This window comes from Acinetobacter sp. NIPH 1852 (assembly GCF_022549455.1).
Taxonomy (GTDB): domain Bacteria; phylum Pseudomonadota; class Gammaproteobacteria; order Pseudomonadales; family Moraxellaceae; genus Acinetobacter.
In genome coordinates this window covers 142,400-159,853 of the sequence record NZ_JAKZGG010000004.1, presented here as the reverse complement: position 1 = coordinate 159,853, position 17,454 = coordinate 142,400, and the positions used below count along the sequence as shown (strand labels likewise).

Here is a 17,454-nt window from a genome sequence, read left to right as displayed (position 1 = left end):
TAGGGGAGATTTAGATAAGGAAATGAAAGTACATGCTTGATTTATTGACACTGACCTTAGAACAGCGAACACCTGAGCAAACTCAGGGTGAGACAGCAGGCTTTACATGGCAGTGGCTTGCTGAAGGGCTTTTGCAATGCACACCAAAATCAAGCTATAGCAAGACTATGGTGTTGTCTGCTGGGATTCATGGCAATGAAACTGCACCGGTCGAGTTGCTCGCAAACATCATCAAAGACCTATTTACCCAACGCCTCACTTTAGAGGCTCGGGTACTGTTTGTATTGGGCAATCCTGAAGCGATTCGGCAGGGTGTTCGTTATCTTGAAAATGATATGAATCGGATGTTTTGTGGGGCATATCAGCATCTCAAACAAGATCAAGAAACGCATCGAGCAGCACAACTAGAGCAGATGACAGCGCAGTTCTTTGTTCAAAGTCAGCCTGATGCTGCGCGTTATCATTATGATTTACATACTGCAATTCGTACCTCTTTATTGCCAGTTTTTGCTTTATTTCCCTATCAAGTTCAAGCTTACGATGATTTCTTGATTCAAAGTCTCAATGCTGCTGACCTTGATGCCTTGGTCTATCACAATGCGGCAGGTAAAACCTTTACTCACTTCACCGCTGAAACTTTTCAGGCAGCCAGTAGCACTTTGGAGTTAGGCAAGGCAAAACCCTTCGGTCAAAATGAGTTATCAGAATTTGCTGCTATTGATCAAGTATTACGTGCAGTGCTGTCAGGTCAGGCATTGCCTGTGCGGCAGAAGCCAAGCATCCGCCAATTTAAAGTGGTGGATTCGATTTTAAAGCAAAGTGAAGACTTCCAACTCAAGTTGGATGTAGATGCGCCAAATTTTTCTCGTTTTGAGAAAGGCGAATTGATTGCAACTCAACACGCTGGAAATACGATGGTTGATGACCAACAGGTGTGGATTTTATTTCCAAATCCAAATGTGAAAATTGGATTGAGAGCAGGGCTAATTTTAAAAGAAATTGAATAGGATTGAACGCTTAGACATCGCTTAGATGTTGTTAAGGAATAAGCATACATGGAGTTTGAATATGCACGATCAGTGAAAACAAAATGCAGCAAAGAACATATCCGTTGGATATAGCAGTGTAAGAAATTGAAACAGCAAGGACAGGTTGTCATAAGAATATCGTTGGAGTGATCGTGTATGAGTAACAATAATGAAAAGACATTTCTATCGGGAGATGTCTTGGGTGGGCAGTATGTGCCCGAGCAAGACTCATCCAACCCATCAAATATTTCTTCATCAGAAGTCGTGGTCGGTCAGCCCTTAAAACGTGCCATGACCAAGCGTCATATCGTCATGCTTTCATTGGGTGGTGCGATTGGAACAGGGTTATTTTTAGGTTCGGGAGATGTCATTTCTCAGGCAGGTCCAGTAGGTGCAATTTTAGCTTACTTACTTGGTGGGATGATTGCATACATGGTGATGCTGTGCCTCGGTGAGTTAGCAGTACATATGCCTGTTTCAGGTTCTTTTGGTGAATACGCGAGAACCTATATTGGGCCCGGTACAGGTTACATGGTGACATGGTTGTATTGGTTGACATGGACCGCGACACTCGGCACAGAGTTTACTGCGGCTGCATTATTGATGCAGGAGTGGTTTCCTTCGGTTTCGATGTGGACATGGACACTTTTATTTGCGGGCTTAGTTTTTACACTGAATATTAGTTCCACACGGCTTTTTGCTGAGTCAGAGTTCTGGTTGTCGTTGGTAAAAGTTATTGCGATTATCTGTTTTATTGCTATAGGTGTTGTGGCGATTTTTGGATTTATTCCTTATCAAGGACATGAATCAGCGCCATTATTTAGCAAGCTCACTGAGCACGGTTGGTTTCCGCAAGGAATCTTCCCGATTTTTGCTACCATGTTGATTGTGAACTTTGCCTTCTCAGGCACAGAGCTGATCGGGGTTGCGGCGGGTGAAGCAGAGAATCCAGCAAAAACGGTACCTAAAGCCATTAATGCCGCCATTTGGCGCTTACTGATTTTCTTTGTCGGTACCATTGTGGTGATTTGTGCTTTACTTCCTTATGAAATGGCAGGGCTTAACGCAAGTGGCATCAGTAACAGTCCATTTGTCACGGTGTTTAATTATATTGGTATTCCATACGCTGAAGATATTATCCGTTTTGTGATCATTACTGCATTACTTTCAGCGGCTAACTCAGGGTTGTTTGCAGCCTCTCGAATGATGTGGTCGCTTTCAATCAAAAAACAGTTGCCTAAAGTATTCTCTACCTTGACTGCTTCAGGTACACCGATTATTGCAATTGTAGTGACCATGTTTGGCGCAATTCCGGGATTGTTATCAGAACATTTTGCACCTGAAACCATTTTCAAAAATCTGTTAGGTGTCGCCGCATTTACCATGGTGGTGGTGTGGATTACGATTTGTATTAGTCAGTTTAATTTCCGTCGCCAATGGATCAAATCAGGTAAAACAGTGAAAGATCTTAAGTTTGCTGCACCATTGTTTCCATTGACACCAATTTTAGGTGGGGTATTTTGTACGATCACGTGTATCAGTATGGTGACTGATCCTTCGATGCAAGTGGGTTTTGTCTGCTGTATCTTATTTATTATCGCGTGTTATGCGAGCTACTATCTTTTTTATAAGAATCAATAATTCAAATTTACTCTAAGCCAACCAACGCAATCTGTGCATGGTTGGCTTTTTTAAGCCTGTTCTATATGTACTTTTGTTATTTCTCGAGTTGCTCCTTTGCCTCCATTTTTATCTCTGCGATATATTGGATTGAATTAAAAGGAGATTGGCATCAGCAGACAACTATTTGGCGTTTGGAGTTAAGCGCTTAGATATAAATATAAATAAAGTAACAGATGAAAAGAAAAATCCAGGATGGATCAATGAATCATATGATGAATAAAAAAGCACTGGCGACCGCCATCGCTTTACTGTGTACCAGTTCACTACATGCCGCAGCTTTTGATCGGACAGGACAATCGATTGCCCCATTTCTTCAAGCAGGCAATTATTATGAAGCTGGCTTTACAGTATCGGATACATCACTGCAAGGTCAGGAAGCTGGATTAAATAAAACTCGTGACGCGATGTCTGATATTGCACATACAGATTATCGTCCATCTACCGCATTAAAATTACAGCTTTCGCCAGAATTTTCTTTTGGCCTGCTCTATGACCAACCCTTTGGTTCTGATACTGAATATTCAGGCAAAAATAGCTTTGTTGCATCAGCGAATGATAGCGTGATACCGGGGATGACCACCACCAAATTTGCTGAAGCAACGGATGGCAAGATTCCAATGGGTAACTCTAATGCCAGATTTAATATGCAAAATTTAAGTCTTATCTTTGGTTATCAACCAAATAAAAACTGGAATTTTTATGCAGGTCCGACCTACCAAACCTTTAAAAGTCGTGTTGAGTTAAGGGGCGATGTATATAGCCTCTATAACGGTTATGACGCGCATACAGATATCATTGGCGATTGGGGCTGGCTTGCTGGTTTTGCCTATCAAATTCCAGAAAAAGCCATCAAAACTTCTTTAACCTATCGTTCTGCGATTGTTCATAAAGTCAATGCAACTGAGAATGCGCCCATCATTGATATGTTAAGTACATCCCAAGGACGGGACTTTGTTGATCAACATTTAGATCATTTGATATCCATGGGAATGATGACGCAAGAGAAAAAAGCACAATTGAATGAAGCTTTTGATGATTTGCCTGAAACCAAAAGCTCAGGCACAACCAAGTTTAGATCCCCAGATTCAGTCAATTTTGATTTCCAAACAGGCTTACGCCCGGGAACTTTGTTATTTGGTAATGTCCGTTGGGTACATTGGCGTGGTTTTAAGTACCAACCTTATCGTTTTGGAGAGATTTCTAAAGCGATTGGTGTGTTGGCAACCCCAAGTAGCCCTGAAGGTTTTGGTCTAGTGCATTATTTTGAAGATCAATGGTCTGGAAGCCTTGGCATTGGACAGCGCTTGTCTCCGAAATTGTTTGGTTCAGCTTCCGTGGGCTGGGACTCTGGGGCTGGAGAGAAAGTCTCAACAGGTGGGCCGTCTAAGGGATATTACAACATCGGGCTAGGTGCGCAATACAGCCCAACCCCACAGTATTTTATTTCTGGTGGTATGAAGTATTTTTGGTTAGGAGATGCCAAAGGTCAGCTCGGTGCACAGGCGGGCAGTGATTACTATGTTTCAGAATTTAAGGACAATCATTCGATTGGGTATGGCCTCAAGATTGGCTATAAATTTTAAATAAAATGCCTTAACTATTATTTTAATGAATGGAATTTCGCTCATGGATTCAGTATTAATTACCGTATTTTTGCCGATGGCACTTGCCATTGTGATGGTTGGTCTTGGCTTAGAACTTACACCGAATGATTTTAAACGCGTTCGTCAGCACCCGAAGGCTGTATTTATTGCTTTATTCTGCCAATTGATTGTTTTGGTGGGTATCGCATTTATGATTTGTAAAATCTTTGTTTTACCACCGATGATTTCTGTGGGGCTCATGTTGCTTGCTGCATCACCGGGTGGACCTACAGCAAACTTGTATAGCTATTTATTTAAAGGCGATGTGGCACTCAATGTGACGTTGACTGCGGTAAATTCAATCATTGCTGCCTTTACATTGCCGTTGATTGTAAACTTTTCATTGCAACATTTTATGACCAGTTCCCAAGAGGTGGGTTTACAATTTTCCAAGATTGTTCAAGTGTTTGCATTGATCTTGGTGCCTGTCATTATTGGGATGTTTATCCGTCATCTTGCGCCAAACCTCTCAGAGAAACTGCATAAACCCGTGCGTATTTTTGCAATCGTATTTTTACTGTTTATTGTCACCTTGGCGATCGCTAAAGATTATCAAAAGCTGATGACTTATATCGGTCAAGTCGGTGGTGCAACCTTTGTTTTCTGTATTTGTAGTTTAGCAGTGGGCTATTTTGTACCACGTTTGTTTGGTATTAACCGCTTTCAAGCCAAGGCTTGTGCCTTTGAAATCGGTATTCACAACGGGACACTCGCATTAACAATTGCACTTACTGTGATGGCAAGTTCAATGGCTGCGATGCCTGCCGCAATCTACTCAATATTCATGTATATCATGGCCGCTTTATTTGGCATGTTGTTAAATAAATTAGAAAAGAGAGAGTTGCGACAAAGCGTCAACAACGTTGTGAATCGAGCTTAACGGTATATCTAATAAAGGAATAATTTCATGAAGCGTATAGCCAAACATTTATGTCAATTGGTTGGGTTTTCCGCACTTGCCTTAAGCGGCGTGGTGAACGCCCAAAGTACAGAGAATGTACCACACAGTTTACCTGCTGTTTCTGTCAAAGCTATTTCAATGATTGATGGACAAACAGATTGGCTCAGTAAAGTCTATAAAGATATTCATCAACATCCTGAATTGGCTTTTATGGAAACGCGTACAGCAGCCATTGTGGCCAAAGAGCTTAAATCACTGGGCTTTGATGTTAAAACAGGTATTGCACAGACGGGTGTAGTGGGGGTTCTCAAAAATGGAGAGGGTCCAACTATCATGTATCGTGCTGATATGGATGCCAATACGGTAGAGGAAGCGACAGGTTTGCCATATGCCAGTAAAGTTCGCGTCAAATTGAAGGATGGAACAGAAACGCCTGTGGCACATATGTGTGGTCATGATGCCCATGTCACATGGATGTTAGGTATGGCACGTACCTTGGTGGCGCTGAAAAAAGAGTGGCGCGGTACGATTATCTTGGTTGCGCAACCTGCTGAAGAGGAAGTCACTGGGGCTAAAGCAATGGTCACAGAGGGGTTATGGAGCAAATATAACCTGCCTAAACCAGACTATTTCTTTGCTGTTCATACTGTGCCTGCGCCAGTAGGGGTTGTCATCAATGCGCCGGGTCCAAGAATGGCAGGGACAGACCAAATTGATGTTTTATTTAAAGGAGTGCCGGGACATGGTTCTACTCCTCATTTGACGAAAAACCCAATTAATATGGCCGCCAATGCCATCACGCAATATCAAGGTATTACAGGTAATTTTATTGATGCACAGAAACCTGCAACCTTATCTGTGGGTTCAGTTCAAGCTGGTAGTGCCAATAATGTGGTACCGTCCTCTGCGTTGGTAAAGATGAATCTGCGCTGGTTTGATGCAAAAGTCCGCGACACGATGGTGAACCATATCCATGCCGTGAGTGATGGTGTGGCTCAAACGCAAGGCATGCCAAAAGAGCAACTTCCTCAGATTACAATGAAAGGTTCAACCACGCCCGTAGTCAACCATAAAGCGTTTTCAACACGCTTAAATGCACCCTTGAAGGCATTGCTGGGCGAGAAAAAAGTATTAACAGAATACCCCGCATTTATGGGATCGGAAGATGTGCATCATTTATTAGGTGAGCACAGCGACGTTCCATTTAATTTCATGTTCGTCGGTGTAGCAGATCCAGTTGTATTCGCCAATGCAATTAAACAGGGTAAGCCTATGCCTTATGTACCGCATAGTTCAGACTATGTGGTGGACTTAAAAGCACTGCCTGTAGGGGTGAAAGTGATTACTGTTTCAATGCTGGAATTATTAAATAAGCAATAGTTGCTTCATATAAATCCAGATACATTGGATGAGATGTATCTGGGTTTTTTATCTATTTTATTTTTAGTGAATGGACGATTGACTGGAAATATTGTTATCACGATATTTTACTGGGGATAAATTGGTCCAACGTCGAAAAGCACGAGAAAAACTACTCACATCCGTAAACCCGAGAATATAAGCAATTTCAGTAATGCTATAAGCGATATTTTTAATATATGACATCGCCAACTCTTGTCGCGTGCTATCCAATAACTCACTAAATGTGGTTTTCTCCTCAGACAGTTTGCGTTGCAGACTGCGTATGCTTAAACCTAGACTTTTGGCAATTTCTTGTTGGTGTATTTCCCCAGTAGATAAACGCTCAATGAGTTTTAACTTCACTCGAGCAAGGATATTTTCTTTATCAAAACGGGCGAGATAACGCATGATAATTTCATCATATTCTTGTGTCAGCTCAGGGTTTGCACCATCTAAAGGCTGTTCGATGCTAGCTGTTTCAAATACGATCAAGTCTTTTGCTGCATTAAAAATGATAGGTGTTTTTAGAATACTTTGATAAGTCTCGAGGTCTGCGGGTTCGGAACGACGCAGTTCGATGCGTAATGGCGAGAAATCAGAGCCTTGTAACGCCCGTGAAGCCCGAATAAATACAGAAATAAAAGCGTCGATTGCTTCTGGTTGGACTTGTTCAGGTACATGGATTAAGAAATAGTGGTTGCTGCCTTTGCTAAAAAATTCAAGCTCTGGAATATTGGTCACCAAACGAAAATAACGAATGATTCGTCCAAACATTTCTTTAAGTGTCACACTGGTATTCAATGAGTTTCCAAGAACATGAAAGGTATGGTGATTGACCTGACTGGCAACTTTAAGTCCAAAACAGGAGTCCTGCGTGGCTTCAACAGATAAACGCCATAAATGTGCAGTTTGCTCTAATGAATATCTGGCATTGGGATCATTCAAAACTTGAATATCTAAGCCTGCTTGCTTCAATAACTCTTGACTATCACAGCCTGCTTTTTCAAGGGCTTTTTGAATTGCTTTCACCCAACTGGTCAGTGCTGTTGCTGTCTGTGACATGTTATATCCTATAACGTATAAATCAGATTCCGATGACAAGTATAAAAGGTTTTACTCCAAGATTTTCTGCTTATTTTTGTGAATAACAATAAGTTGGCGTCAACAGCCAATAGTTTGGCATTTTGAGTTAAGTATATTCAAAGCGATACAAATACAGTAGGGGTATTGGAAGAACCAAGGAAAAGTTTATGAGTTACACTTACCAAGACTCATCTGGTTGGACAGATGCAGAAAAGACGGAATATATTAAAAAAGTAGTAAACGCAGAAGGTGTTGCGTTAAGAAAAAAATATTCTATTTTGAAGCATCAAAATACTATAGGTGCCCTGATTTTGGCTTTTGCTTTAGCGGGTATGGGCGTGACGGCTTACTTTTATATCGTACACCAACTCTCTGTCTGGTGGACCATTCCATTGATTGCTTTTTTTGCTTCTTTAACTCATGAATTAGAACATGATTTGATTCACTGGATGTATTTCCGTAAAAAACCATGGGCACATCATTTGATGATGGGGTTGGTGTGGTTGGCTCGTCCAAGCACGATTAACCCGTGGGCGCGCCGAGAGTTGCATTTTAATCATCATAAAATGTCTGGTACCGAACATGATATTGAAGAAAGAGCTTTAGGTAATGGCGATGTCTGGGGGATCCGCCGTTTCTTTGCGACAGGTGATAATGGGCTAGCCGTGTTATTCCGAGTCATTTCTGCGAATAACTGGACGGTACGCAAAATGATTTTGAAGCGTAGTTTCAAAGCCTATTTCCCATTAGGTATCATTCACTGGTCTCTTTGGTATGTATTTTTGGGCTACCATGCGGTTAACTTGCTCGCAATGTTGGCAGATACTTCAATTATATGGTCGGCTACCACGTTGCAAGTGATGCAGGTAGTGAATATCTTAACGGTTGTTTGGATTGCACCGAATGTTTTGCGTACTTTTTGCCTACATTTTGTGACCAGTAATATGCACTACTACGGTGATGTCGAGTTGGGCAATGTGATTCAGCAAACTCAAGTCCTCAAGCCATGGTGGATGATGCCATTCCAGTTATTTTGTTTTAATTTTGGTTCTACTCATGCGATTCATCACTTTGTGGTTAAAGAACCATTTTATCTTCGACAAATGACGGCTCCTGTTGCGCACAAAGTCATGCGTGATATGGGCGTGAGATTTAATGATCTAGGCACGTTCAAACGTGCCAATCGTTGGGAAACGAAGGTCCTTTCTGAGCAAAGTTAAAGCAGCTTCGTATTGAAAACAGATTAAAAGAGACCTGAGTTTCTCTTTTAATCTGTATCTATTTATTCGGGTCAATTCAAGCTTTCAACAAGGCTAATGATGACTTCAGTACCATATTTTGCCTGCCGCGTTTGCTTTTGTATTCTTTTTCGATCAAAGCACGATGCTATATTCCGTAGATAACAATTTTATCAAGCGATACAAACGATCTTCGCTAAGCAACCATTTAGATTCTAAATATCATATGGCTTTACATATAACCAGATAAATACAGTTTTAGGTCGCTATTGGTGTAAATTATTGACTATGCCAAAGTTCAGTTTTTCTGAACTTGAGCGAAGAAATTTTTATATTTGATGGATAGGTTGAAGAGCGCGGTATGACAGTGAACCAGATTAAAACCAAAAAACCTTTATATATCCCTTATGCTGGAAACGCACTTTTAGAATTACCTTTGTTAAATAAAGGATCTGCTTTTTCTGAAGAAGAACGAGAAAGATTTAATCTTCATGGTCTCATACCCAACAATATCGAAAATATTGAAGAACAAACCCAACGTTCTTATCAGCAATATCTTTCTTTTGGGAGTGACATGAATAAGCATATTTATTTGCGAAATATTCAAGACACCAATGAAACCCTATTCTATAGTTTATTGAGTCAGCATTTAGATGAAATGCTGCCGATTATTTATACCCCAACGGTGGGAGAGGCTTGTCAGCGCTTCTCAGACATTTATCGTCGTCATCGCGGTATCTTTATTTCTTATGGTGAGCGTGAATATATCGACCAAATCATTCACAACGTCAATAAGAAAAACGTCAAAGTGATCGTGATTACAGATGGCGAGCGCATCCTCGGTCTAGGCGATCAAGGCATCGGTGGCATGGGGATTCCAATTGGGAAACTCTCTTTATATACCGCTTGTGGTGGGATTAGTCCTGCGTATACATTGCCAATTACCATTGATGTTGGGACCAATAATCAACAGTTACTCAATGACCCGATCTATATGGGCTTGAAACAGCCTCGGATAACAGGTGATCAATACTATCAATTTGTTGAGCAGATTATTACCGCCATTCGCCAGCGTTGGCCTGATGTATTGATCCAGTTTGAGGATTTTGCTCAACATAATGCCATGCCTTTACTGACTCAATACCGTGACAAAATTTGCTGTTTTAATGATGATATCCAAGGCACGGCAGCGGTCACTGTTGCGACTTTGATCGCGGCATCACGTGCGCAGGGCAAACAACTCAAAGATCAAACCATTACCTTTGTTGGTGCAGGTTCGGCTGGTTGTGGTATCGCTGAACATATCGTGAGACAGATGATTGATGAAGGCTTGAGTGACCATGAGGCACGTTCACGTATCTTTATGGTGGATCGCTTTGGTTTAATGACAGACCAACAAGAAAACTTGTTGGATTTTCAGCAAAAATTGGCAACGCCAGTTGCTGCGATTCAGTCATGGGAAGGACAGGGTAAAAACATTGCCTTGTTAGATGTGGTGCAAAACGCCAAACCGAGTATTTTGATTGGCGTGTCAGGGCAGGCGGGATTGTTTAGTGAAGAAGTGATTAAAAGCTTAGCCAAATATTATAAACATCCGATTGTTTTACCGTTGTCGAATCCAACTTCTCAAGTCGAAGCACAGCCAAAAGATATTATCGAATGGACACAAGGTGCGGCGATTGTCGCGACTGGCAGTCCTTTTGCCCCTGTATTTTTCCAAGGCAAAGCGTATCCGATTGCGCAGTGTAATAACTCTTATATTTTTCCGGGGATTGGCTTGGGTGTGATTGCTTGTGGCGCGACACATATCAGTGATTCAATGCTGATGGCGGCAAGCACCGCTTTAGCCGATTGTTCACCACGATTGAAAAATGCAACAGCGGACTTATTGCCAAATATCAATGATATTCAACAGGTTTCTAAGTTTATCGCATTTAAGGTGGCAAAAGCAGCAATGGCAGATGGCTTAGCGATGCCAATGAGTAACGATCTGCTTAAAACCGTAATTGACGATAATTTCTGGACACCAGCCTATCGTCAGTATTCGCGGGTAACCTTCTAAGACTCATTTGAAAGATAAAGCACAGGCCTCCGAAAGGAGGTCTTGTACTTTATGAGCTTATATTCCAAGAATTTAAACCATGCTTCTCAACTCGTTTGCTGTATTTCGGAGCAAAGGCAAGACTTGTTGAATCAAATAGCTTTCTTGAACACGATTGGTTTGAGACATACAGTTTAAAGCTGCAACAGCTTGGCCTTGAGCATTTAATACAGGCACAGCAATCGCGATGACACCAAGCTCATGCTCTTCTTTGGATAGACAGTAGTCTAATCCTGAGATTTGTTTTAAACGTTCTAAAAAGGCGGTTTCATCGGTTTCCGTAAATGCAGTTAAACGTTTCAATCCATACTTTTGAACCCAAAGCTGTTGCTGTTGTTTTTCCAATGCAGCCAATAGGACTTTGCCTGTAGAAGTTGCATGTGCTGGCAAGCGATTGCCCAAGTGCATGCCATAAGGACTAACACGGAGGTTATCTTGTTGAGGCAAATAACTCCGTGCAATAGGTACAACCTCATTTTCATCTAAGACCACTATTGAAAAAGTCAGCGTGGTCTGGGCACATAAGAGATTTAAAAAAGATTGTGCGATCTTTGGTAAATGCGCGGAACTTAAATAAGAACTTGAGAAGCGTAAGACCCGATGTGTGAGCCAGAAGTAATGTTCATCAGTTTCCAAATAACCCAAATATTTTAAGGTCTTTAAATATCGTCTCGCTGCAGTTCGACTGATACCTGTGCGTTCGGCGACTTGAGTGACATTCAAACGTTGTCGGTCTACGCCAAAAGCTTCTAATAAACTCAGCCCTTTGCCGAGTCCTGCAATGTAGTCTTCCTGCCGAATCTGTTCGTTTAAATGGGGATGTTGCAAATAATCATCCTGTCTAGACATTTGAACTTCCTTATCCTAGATGAGTTTTGTCCGTATATCGGACATACTTAATGATATTCGGTTTATTTCGATTTTCGTATATAGATGCCGTACCACGCAAGCAGTAATTTAAAAGATAAGGAATGTGCAAGGATGTGGTTATGGAAATCGTTAAAACGAAGGTTGCAATTATTGGTTCGGGACCAGCAGGTTTATTACTTGGGCAACTACTTTATAAAGCTGGTATTGAACATATCATCATCGAACAGCGCGGTGCCGAGTATGTAGCTTCACGCATTCGTGCTGGAATTTTAGAGCAAGTATCTGTCGATTTATTGGAACAAGCGGGTGTGGATCAAAATCTAAAAGCGAATGGTTTACCGCACTCTGGTATTGAGATACTCACCAATGGAAAAAAACATCGTGTTGACTTGTCTTCATTAACAAAAGGCAAGCAGGTGACGGTCTATGGTCAAACCGAAGTGACCAAAGATTTAATGCAGGCCCGTGAACATGCTGAACTGATTTCATTTTATGAAGCGGAACAAGTACAAATTGATGACTTTTATACTCAGCCTAAAGTCACTTTTCATTATCAAGGAAAAGATTATCAAATTGAGTGTGACTTCATTGCAGGTTGTGATGGTTATCATGGCGTTTGTCGTGCCAGTGTGCCAGAAGATAAAATTAAGACTTTTGAGAAAGTTTATCCATTTGGCTGGTTGGGTGTTCTCGCGGATGTGCCGCCCGTTGCAGATGAGTTGATTTATGTGCAGTCTGAACGAGGTTTCGCTTTATGTAGTATGCGCTCAGAAACACGTAGTCGTTATTATTTGCAGGTGCCATTAACCGATCATGTCGAAGATTGGTCAGATGAACGATTTTGGGAAGAGTTGAAACGCCGTCTAGATCCTGAAAGTCGTAAAAAGTTGGTGACTGGCGTATCTATTGAAAAAAGTATTGCGCCATTACGTAGTTTTGTAACGGAACCGATGCGTTTTGGTCAGTTGTTTTTAGCAGGTGATGCAGCCCATATTGTACCTCCGACAGGGGCGAAGGGGCTCAATCTTGCTGCTTCGGATATCGCTTATTTATCCAGTGCATTGATTGAATATTATCTTGATGGTTCGGAACAGGGTATTAATGAATATTCAGAGAAATGCTTGCAGCGGGTATGGAAAGCAGAACGGTTTTCTTGGTGGATGACCCATCTATTGCATCGTTTTGAAACCGAAAGTGAGTTTGACCATAAAATTAAACAGGCTGAATTAAGCTATATATTAAGTTCTCATGCTGGACAGACTACCTTGGCTGAGAATTATGTTGGCTTACCCTATGAAATTAAACCGTTGAGCGAACTTCAACAAGCTGGTTAATGCCGAAGACAAAAAGAGCATGTATATGCTCTTTTTGTCTTATTTAAGGGATGAAAATCAGATTTAGGGTTTACAGCTAAAGTTTTCGGCTTTTTCACTATTGCCTTGACCATTATAGCGAGTAATCAGTGGGTAAGGACAAAGTGGGCGAGTACGATCAGGCGTCCAGTCTTGCGGAAGTTCAGTATTAACTTGACCACTTGGGTTACCTGCACCGCGTGCAGTGGCAATGATTTTGTCAGGTGCTTGTCCATATTCCACCCAGTTAACTAAAGCAGTCAATGCGTCAAATTGGTCGGTGGCAATGCCATCACGGGTATGGTTCATGCCCGGAACTCTAAAGAAACGTGCAAATTCAGGTGCTGTACCTTTTGCATCATTTTTATAGCGTTGCAGCAGTTGATCGTACCAATTCTGCGTGTCATCCACAGAGAAAACGCCGTCTGCTGTGCCTTGTACCACAATCATTTTTCCACCGTGATTACGTAGTTTATCCAGATTAAGTTCATCGGGTGGCATCATGAATGACATCGAACTTTCGGTGTATACATCATTGGTTGCCGATAGTTTTGGATAGTCGGTATCGAAGTTAAAATTAAAGGCAAATTGTCTAGAGTTTTGAGTCACAGTTGGATCTGGTGGAACCTGAAACAGAATTCCGACTGCAACTGGGTCACGTGCTGTTCCCACCGAAGATTCGAATTTCCAGCTTGCCCAGTTGCTTCCCACTAAACCCGGATCGAAAGGCTGGGTTGCATAAAGTGCTTGTCCAGCAGAGTTCACAGGGCCGCGGTAAATATTGGCTAACACATCAATTTGTTCGGTACTTAAACAGGTGCCATCTCTTGTGCTTGAGCAAATGGGTACATGTTGGTGAATATCAAAAGCTGTACGGCAAGCCTCGACATCTTGAACCAGTCCATCTGCAACACCGTCTAAGGCATCGCATCGATCTAAAATCGCTTTTGCTAATACTTTACGCTCTGCAAGTGTAAGGGCGGTACTTAAGTCATTTTCATCTGTTGCGACACGACGAAGCTGCTGCGCTGTGTAGAGTTGAGCCGCGGCTGCACGAGGTAAATGAAAACCCGGTGTGCTTGCTAAAATTCCATCATATTGGTCGCCTAAACGGGTTGCGGCAATCATAGCGTGACGACCACCATTAGAGGTGCCGCCTGCATAGGAGCGGTCTGGCAATTTACCATATGCTGTTTTAATTAGATTTTTTGCCATAGGTGTGAGCTTGATAATCGCACCATAGCCATAGTTAATTCTGGCTTGAGGATCTAAACCAAACATTGGATTTTGTGAAGCATCATGTCCGGCATCGGAAGAAATAACAGCAAAACCATCATGTAGGGCATTAGTGAGTGGACCACCGCTGCCGACCTGACCCGTTGCAGGCACTAAGTTACCATCGGTTCCACCATTGCCTTGATAGAGAAAACGGCCGTTCCAATCAACAGGTAAGCGCATTTCAAAACCAATTTGATAGGTTTGTCCATCGACAGGGCTTACACGCTGGTCCATATAACCCTTGACCAAACAATGAGTACCAATTGGTTTGTTGGCGACAGTCAATGTGCCTGCCTCTTGAAGAGTGGCCGAGCTAATCACGCTATTGTTATATTGAAATCCGAGTAAGTCTGAACAGCTTCCTGTCATTTTTACGCCCATAGCAGGAGACAACTGAGGTGGTTTGTTTGTAGAAGGAGCCGATGTGTCATCACTATCACTTCCACAGCCTGCCAAAGCGCCAAGTATGGCGAGTACTAAAGCGGAGTGGGTCAAAATTCGTTTATTGTTAGAGTCATTCATTTATTCATATCCTTATTGAATGAATGGTTGCAATTAATCTAAAACCATAAAATTAGCGGTACTTCGTGCAATCATTTTGTTGTTTTGCCAAGCTTCACTTTCGAGATTCAGTACGGTTTTACCTTGTTTAATAAAACGGCATTTTGTAATGACTTCACCTACAACACAGGGTCTTAAAAAATCCATGGTTAAGTTGATGGTGGTGGCTGGTTTACGGTCATTGGCGAGAAATGCAAAAAGCCCCATTACGTCGTCAAGCATGGCGCAGATCATGCCGCCTTCAACGGTACCGCGTGGATTGGTAAAGCTTTCTAGCGCTGTGTAGTGGATGGTGAGCTCAGTATTTTCTTCATTCCAATGGATATTGTGTCCACCCAAATGGTGATGGATGGGTGGTAAGTGTTCTAAAGTTTTCTGATCCATAATCAAGGCTCCATCCTTTTTGTAAGTGTTATAAAAATGATTATTTTAGGGTATAGGCATCATAAATAACCGTTTTGCCCAAGCGCATTGCACTACCTACTGCAACGGTCTGGTTAAGCCATGCATATTTAGGTGAGCTGGTTTCAAACTGCATGGTAATTTTGAAATAGTAATTTTTCGGGTCGACATCTTTGCCTTGAGCAAGCTGTTTTAGTGTTTCTGCCGAGCCATGTCGGTAACCTTTGGTTTGAAGATAAATAAGTGCACCGTCATCGGTTTCTAACAAATATCGCGTATCAATAATTGCCAATCCTTTACTGTCGACAATTTGCCAATCTGCGCCATTATTTAAAATGCGGCCCTTAAGTGATTTGCCCTCGAATGTCCCACCTGTAATGGGAATAATTCGGCGTTTACCTGCATCACTGGTTGCACCTAATTCCCAAACAGGCGCATTCAGATCAACACTAAATTTTGCTAAAGGCTCAAGCTGAATAGCTGGCGGGCTATATTGGGTTTCGGCATGCGTTAGGGCAATGAGGCTCATTCCGCAGAGTAGTGTGACAACTTTCTTCATGATAAATTTCCTAAAATAAAAAAGAGGTTCTATGCATGACAGACCCTCTGGTTTTGAATTATTTAAATTTCCATGTGTAATCAATGTTGATACGGGTTTCATTTGAAGGTTTGATGTTGGCAGTGGAGAGCATGTTGTTGTCATACATGGCATAACGTGCACGCAACCCTAAATTTTTTAACCAGCCACTTTGTACGGTGTAGCCTAAGTCAAAGTCTGTTTCGCGTTCCTTTAGATTAGTTCCACCTAAGTTGGGTGCATAAATATTATGACCTGTGGTGTAACGGGTCATAAAACGTAAGCCCGGAACATAATCTTTGAAGTCATATTCATAGCGAAAGCTATAGACTTTCTCTTTCGGGTTTAAAAACTCTCCCGGCCATGTATCAATGAGTAGTCCAGTTTCACCGCCAGTCAAATACGGAAAGGCGGTGTCGCCGTGATGTTGAAAGCTTCCAACAATAAATTTATGGTTTTGATGTTTGAGTTCGAAATACGCATGATAAAGATCATTATCGACTAAACCAGCTTTTGCCTGTCCATCATTGCGGCTACGGTAATAGCGTAATTGAGAGCTAAAATTAGTGTTGTCATTAATTTTAAATTGATGCGAAGCGCCGACCATGGTTTGGTGATAGAGATCATCAACATCCATGTAAAAAGCGGTGAGCTTGATTGCTGGATCAAGCTGATAGTTTCCACCTAAATAATAGAGTCCATCAGTTTCAGCACCTTTAAATCGTCCATTTACGCCTGAGATTTTAATTTTTTCATGATCGGTGGAATCACGGTGATTGACGCGATTAATATAAGCAGCTTGTAGATCTAAATTTTGGAAGTCTTTGGATTCAAGGGAAATACCTCGATAAGTCTGTGGTAACAAGCGGGCAGGTGAGGCAACTAGAACAGGATTCATTGGTCTTAAGGTGCCGACTTTGAGTTCAGTTTGGCTCATTTTAGCTTTTGCTGTGACACCAATTTGTCCATAAGAGTTAGCAGGTTCATTGGTGACGGCATTTCTAAGTAAATTGCCCGTGCCTGCGTGCTCGGCATCGGCATCGAGTTTGAAGCCTGCTGTTGCAAGAATATCTAATCCAAAACCAATGGTGCCTTCGGTATAGCCTGAATTGGCTTTTAGAATAAACCCTTGTGTCCAATCTTTTGCTGCGGGATATCTCGACTCCTCTTGATAATCTCGATCAAAATAAAAGTTTCGTGTGGTGAGCTCTACTGAACTGTTGTCAATAAAATTGCCTGCATACACTGAACCTGAGAGCATTAAGGTAGAGTAGATCCATAATTTCGACATGGTATTTCTTCCTGAAAATAGCATTGTTGTTTTTCCATAAGGCTT

At 41.8% G+C, this 17,454-nt stretch carries 14 protein-coding genes; 8 read left to right on the top strand and 6 right to left on the bottom strand.

Annotated features, from left to right (window positions below; translation table 11 throughout):
* Positions 1-32 precede the first annotated feature (32 nt).
* The 5 genes from astE to MMO38_RS05140 all read left to right on the top strand — a co-directional run bounded on the left by astE (position 33) and on the right by MMO38_RS05140 (position 6,635).
* The gene (astE, locus tag MMO38_RS05160; RefSeq protein WP_241322811.1) at positions 33-1,007 is read left to right on the top strand and encodes a succinylglutamate desuccinylase; all 975 of its coding nucleotides are present in this window, start codon (positions 33-35) and stop codon (positions 1,005-1,007) included.
* A 177-nt stretch (positions 1,008-1,184) separates the two neighbouring features.
* Entirely contained in the window at positions 1,185-2,669 is a 1,485-nt protein-coding gene (locus MMO38_RS05155; RefSeq protein WP_241322810.1) for an amino acid permease, read from the top strand.
* Between the two features lie 242 nt (positions 2,670-2,911).
* Positions 2,912-4,294 (top strand): outer membrane protein transport protein, encoded by a 1,383-nt coding sequence (locus MMO38_RS05150; RefSeq protein WP_241322809.1) that lies wholly within the window; start codon positions 2,912-2,914, stop codon positions 4,292-4,294.
* Between the two features lie 43 nt (positions 4,295-4,337).
* Entirely contained in the window at positions 4,338-5,234 is an 897-nt protein-coding gene (locus tag MMO38_RS05145) for a bile acid:sodium symporter family protein (protein ID WP_241322808.1), read from the top strand.
* 27 nt (positions 5,235-5,261) lie between these two features.
* On the top strand, positions 5,262-6,635 hold the full coding sequence (locus tag MMO38_RS05140) for an amidohydrolase (RefSeq protein WP_241322807.1): 1,374 nt from the start codon (positions 5,262-5,264) through the stop codon (positions 6,633-6,635).
* 63 nt (positions 6,636-6,698) lie between these two features.
* Here MMO38_RS05140 and MMO38_RS05135 read toward each other — a convergent pair whose 3' ends face one another.
* On the bottom strand, positions 6,699-7,718 hold the full coding sequence (locus tag MMO38_RS05135) for an AraC family transcriptional regulator (protein WP_241322806.1): 1,020 nt from the start codon (positions 7,716-7,718) through the stop codon (positions 6,699-6,701).
* Between the two features lie 188 nt (positions 7,719-7,906).
* Between MMO38_RS05135 and MMO38_RS05130 the strand changes: the two genes are divergently transcribed.
* Together MMO38_RS05130 and MMO38_RS05125 are read left to right on the top strand one after the other, a co-directional pair.
* Entirely contained in the window at positions 7,907-8,959 is a 1,053-nt protein-coding gene (locus MMO38_RS05130) for a fatty acid desaturase (RefSeq protein ID WP_241322805.1), read from the top strand.
* Positions 8,960-9,338: 379 nt separating this feature from the next.
* On the top strand, positions 9,339-11,039 hold the full coding sequence (locus MMO38_RS05125; RefSeq protein WP_241322804.1) for an NAD-dependent malic enzyme: 1,701 nt from the start codon (positions 9,339-9,341) through the stop codon (positions 11,037-11,039).
* A gap of 72 nt (positions 11,040-11,111) precedes the next feature.
* Here MMO38_RS05125 and MMO38_RS05120 read toward each other — a convergent pair whose 3' ends face one another.
* Positions 11,112-11,927 carry an IclR family transcriptional regulator C-terminal domain-containing protein gene (locus tag MMO38_RS05120; RefSeq protein WP_241322803.1) on the bottom strand — a complete coding sequence of 272 codons (816 nt, stop codon included), beginning with the start codon at positions 11,925-11,927 and terminating at the stop codon, positions 11,112-11,114.
* 140 nt (positions 11,928-12,067) lie between these two features.
* Between MMO38_RS05120 and pobA the strand changes: the two genes are divergently transcribed.
* On the top strand, positions 12,068-13,282 hold the full coding sequence (gene pobA, locus MMO38_RS05115) for a 4-hydroxybenzoate 3-monooxygenase (protein ID WP_241322802.1): 1,215 nt from the start codon (positions 12,068-12,070) through the stop codon (positions 13,280-13,282).
* A gap of 63 nt (positions 13,283-13,345) precedes the next feature.
* Here the strand turns inward: pobA and MMO38_RS05110 are convergent, their stop codons facing one another.
* The 4 genes from MMO38_RS05110 to MMO38_RS05095 are packed head-to-tail and all read right to left on the bottom strand — an operon-like array spanning position 13,346 to position 17,409.
* Positions 13,346-15,100: a tannase/feruloyl esterase family alpha/beta hydrolase gene (locus MMO38_RS05110; RefSeq protein ID WP_241322801.1), complete on the bottom strand. Its 1,755-nt coding sequence runs from the start codon at positions 15,098-15,100 to the stop codon at positions 13,346-13,348.
* Positions 15,101-15,133: 33 nt separating this feature from the next.
* On the bottom strand, positions 15,134-15,523 hold the full coding sequence (locus MMO38_RS05105; protein WP_241322800.1) for a PaaI family thioesterase: 390 nt from the start codon (positions 15,521-15,523) through the stop codon (positions 15,134-15,136).
* Positions 15,524-15,563: 40 nt separating this feature from the next.
* A complete protein-coding gene (locus MMO38_RS05100) occupies positions 15,564-16,100 on the bottom strand; it encodes a DUF3237 domain-containing protein (protein WP_241322799.1) in 537 nt (178 codons plus the stop codon).
* Between the two features lie 58 nt (positions 16,101-16,158).
* A complete protein-coding gene (locus MMO38_RS05095; RefSeq protein ID WP_241322798.1) occupies positions 16,159-17,409 on the bottom strand; it encodes an OprD family porin in 1,251 nt (416 codons plus the stop codon).
* Positions 17,410-17,454: the final 45 nt, after the last annotated feature.

What these genes read in the sequence shown, in the direction of transcription:
- astE (WP_241322811.1), top strand. Translation starts at nt 33, where the DNA reads ATGCTTGATTTATTGACACTGACCTTAGAACAGCGAACACCTGAGCAA.
- MMO38_RS05155 (WP_241322810.1), top strand. Translation starts at nt 1,185, where the DNA reads ATGAGTAACAATAATGAAAAGACATTTCTATCGGGAGATGTCTTGGGT.
- MMO38_RS05150 (WP_241322809.1), top strand. Translation starts at nt 2,912, where the DNA reads ATGAATCATATGATGAATAAAAAAGCACTGGCGACCGCCATCGCTTTA.
- MMO38_RS05145 (WP_241322808.1), top strand. Translation starts at nt 4,338, where the DNA reads ATGGATTCAGTATTAATTACCGTATTTTTGCCGATGGCACTTGCCATT.
- MMO38_RS05140 (WP_241322807.1), top strand. Translation starts at nt 5,262, where the DNA reads ATGAAGCGTATAGCCAAACATTTATGTCAATTGGTTGGGTTTTCCGCA.
- MMO38_RS05135 (WP_241322806.1), bottom strand. Translation starts at nt 7,718, where the DNA reads ATGTCACAGACAGCAACAGCACTGACCAGTTGGGTGAAAGCAATTCAA.
- MMO38_RS05130 (WP_241322805.1), top strand. Translation starts at nt 7,907, where the DNA reads ATGAGTTACACTTACCAAGACTCATCTGGTTGGACAGATGCAGAAAAG.
- MMO38_RS05125 (WP_241322804.1), top strand. Translation starts at nt 9,339, where the DNA reads ATGACAGTGAACCAGATTAAAACCAAAAAACCTTTATATATCCCTTAT.
- MMO38_RS05120 (WP_241322803.1), bottom strand. Translation starts at nt 11,927, where the DNA reads ATGTCTAGACAGGATGATTATTTGCAACATCCCCATTTAAACGAACAG.
- pobA (WP_241322802.1), top strand. Translation starts at nt 12,068, where the DNA reads ATGGAAATCGTTAAAACGAAGGTTGCAATTATTGGTTCGGGACCAGCA.
- MMO38_RS05110 (WP_241322801.1), bottom strand. Translation starts at nt 15,100, where the DNA reads ATGAATGACTCTAACAATAAACGAATTTTGACCCACTCCGCTTTAGTA.
- MMO38_RS05105 (WP_241322800.1), bottom strand. Translation starts at nt 15,523, where the DNA reads ATGGATCAGAAAACTTTAGAACACTTACCACCCATCCATCACCATTTG.
- MMO38_RS05100 (WP_241322799.1), bottom strand. Translation starts at nt 16,100, where the DNA reads ATGAAGAAAGTTGTCACACTACTCTGCGGAATGAGCCTCATTGCCCTA.
- MMO38_RS05095 (WP_241322798.1), bottom strand. Translation starts at nt 17,409, where the DNA reads ATGTCGAAATTATGGATCTACTCTACCTTAATGCTCTCAGGTTCAGTG.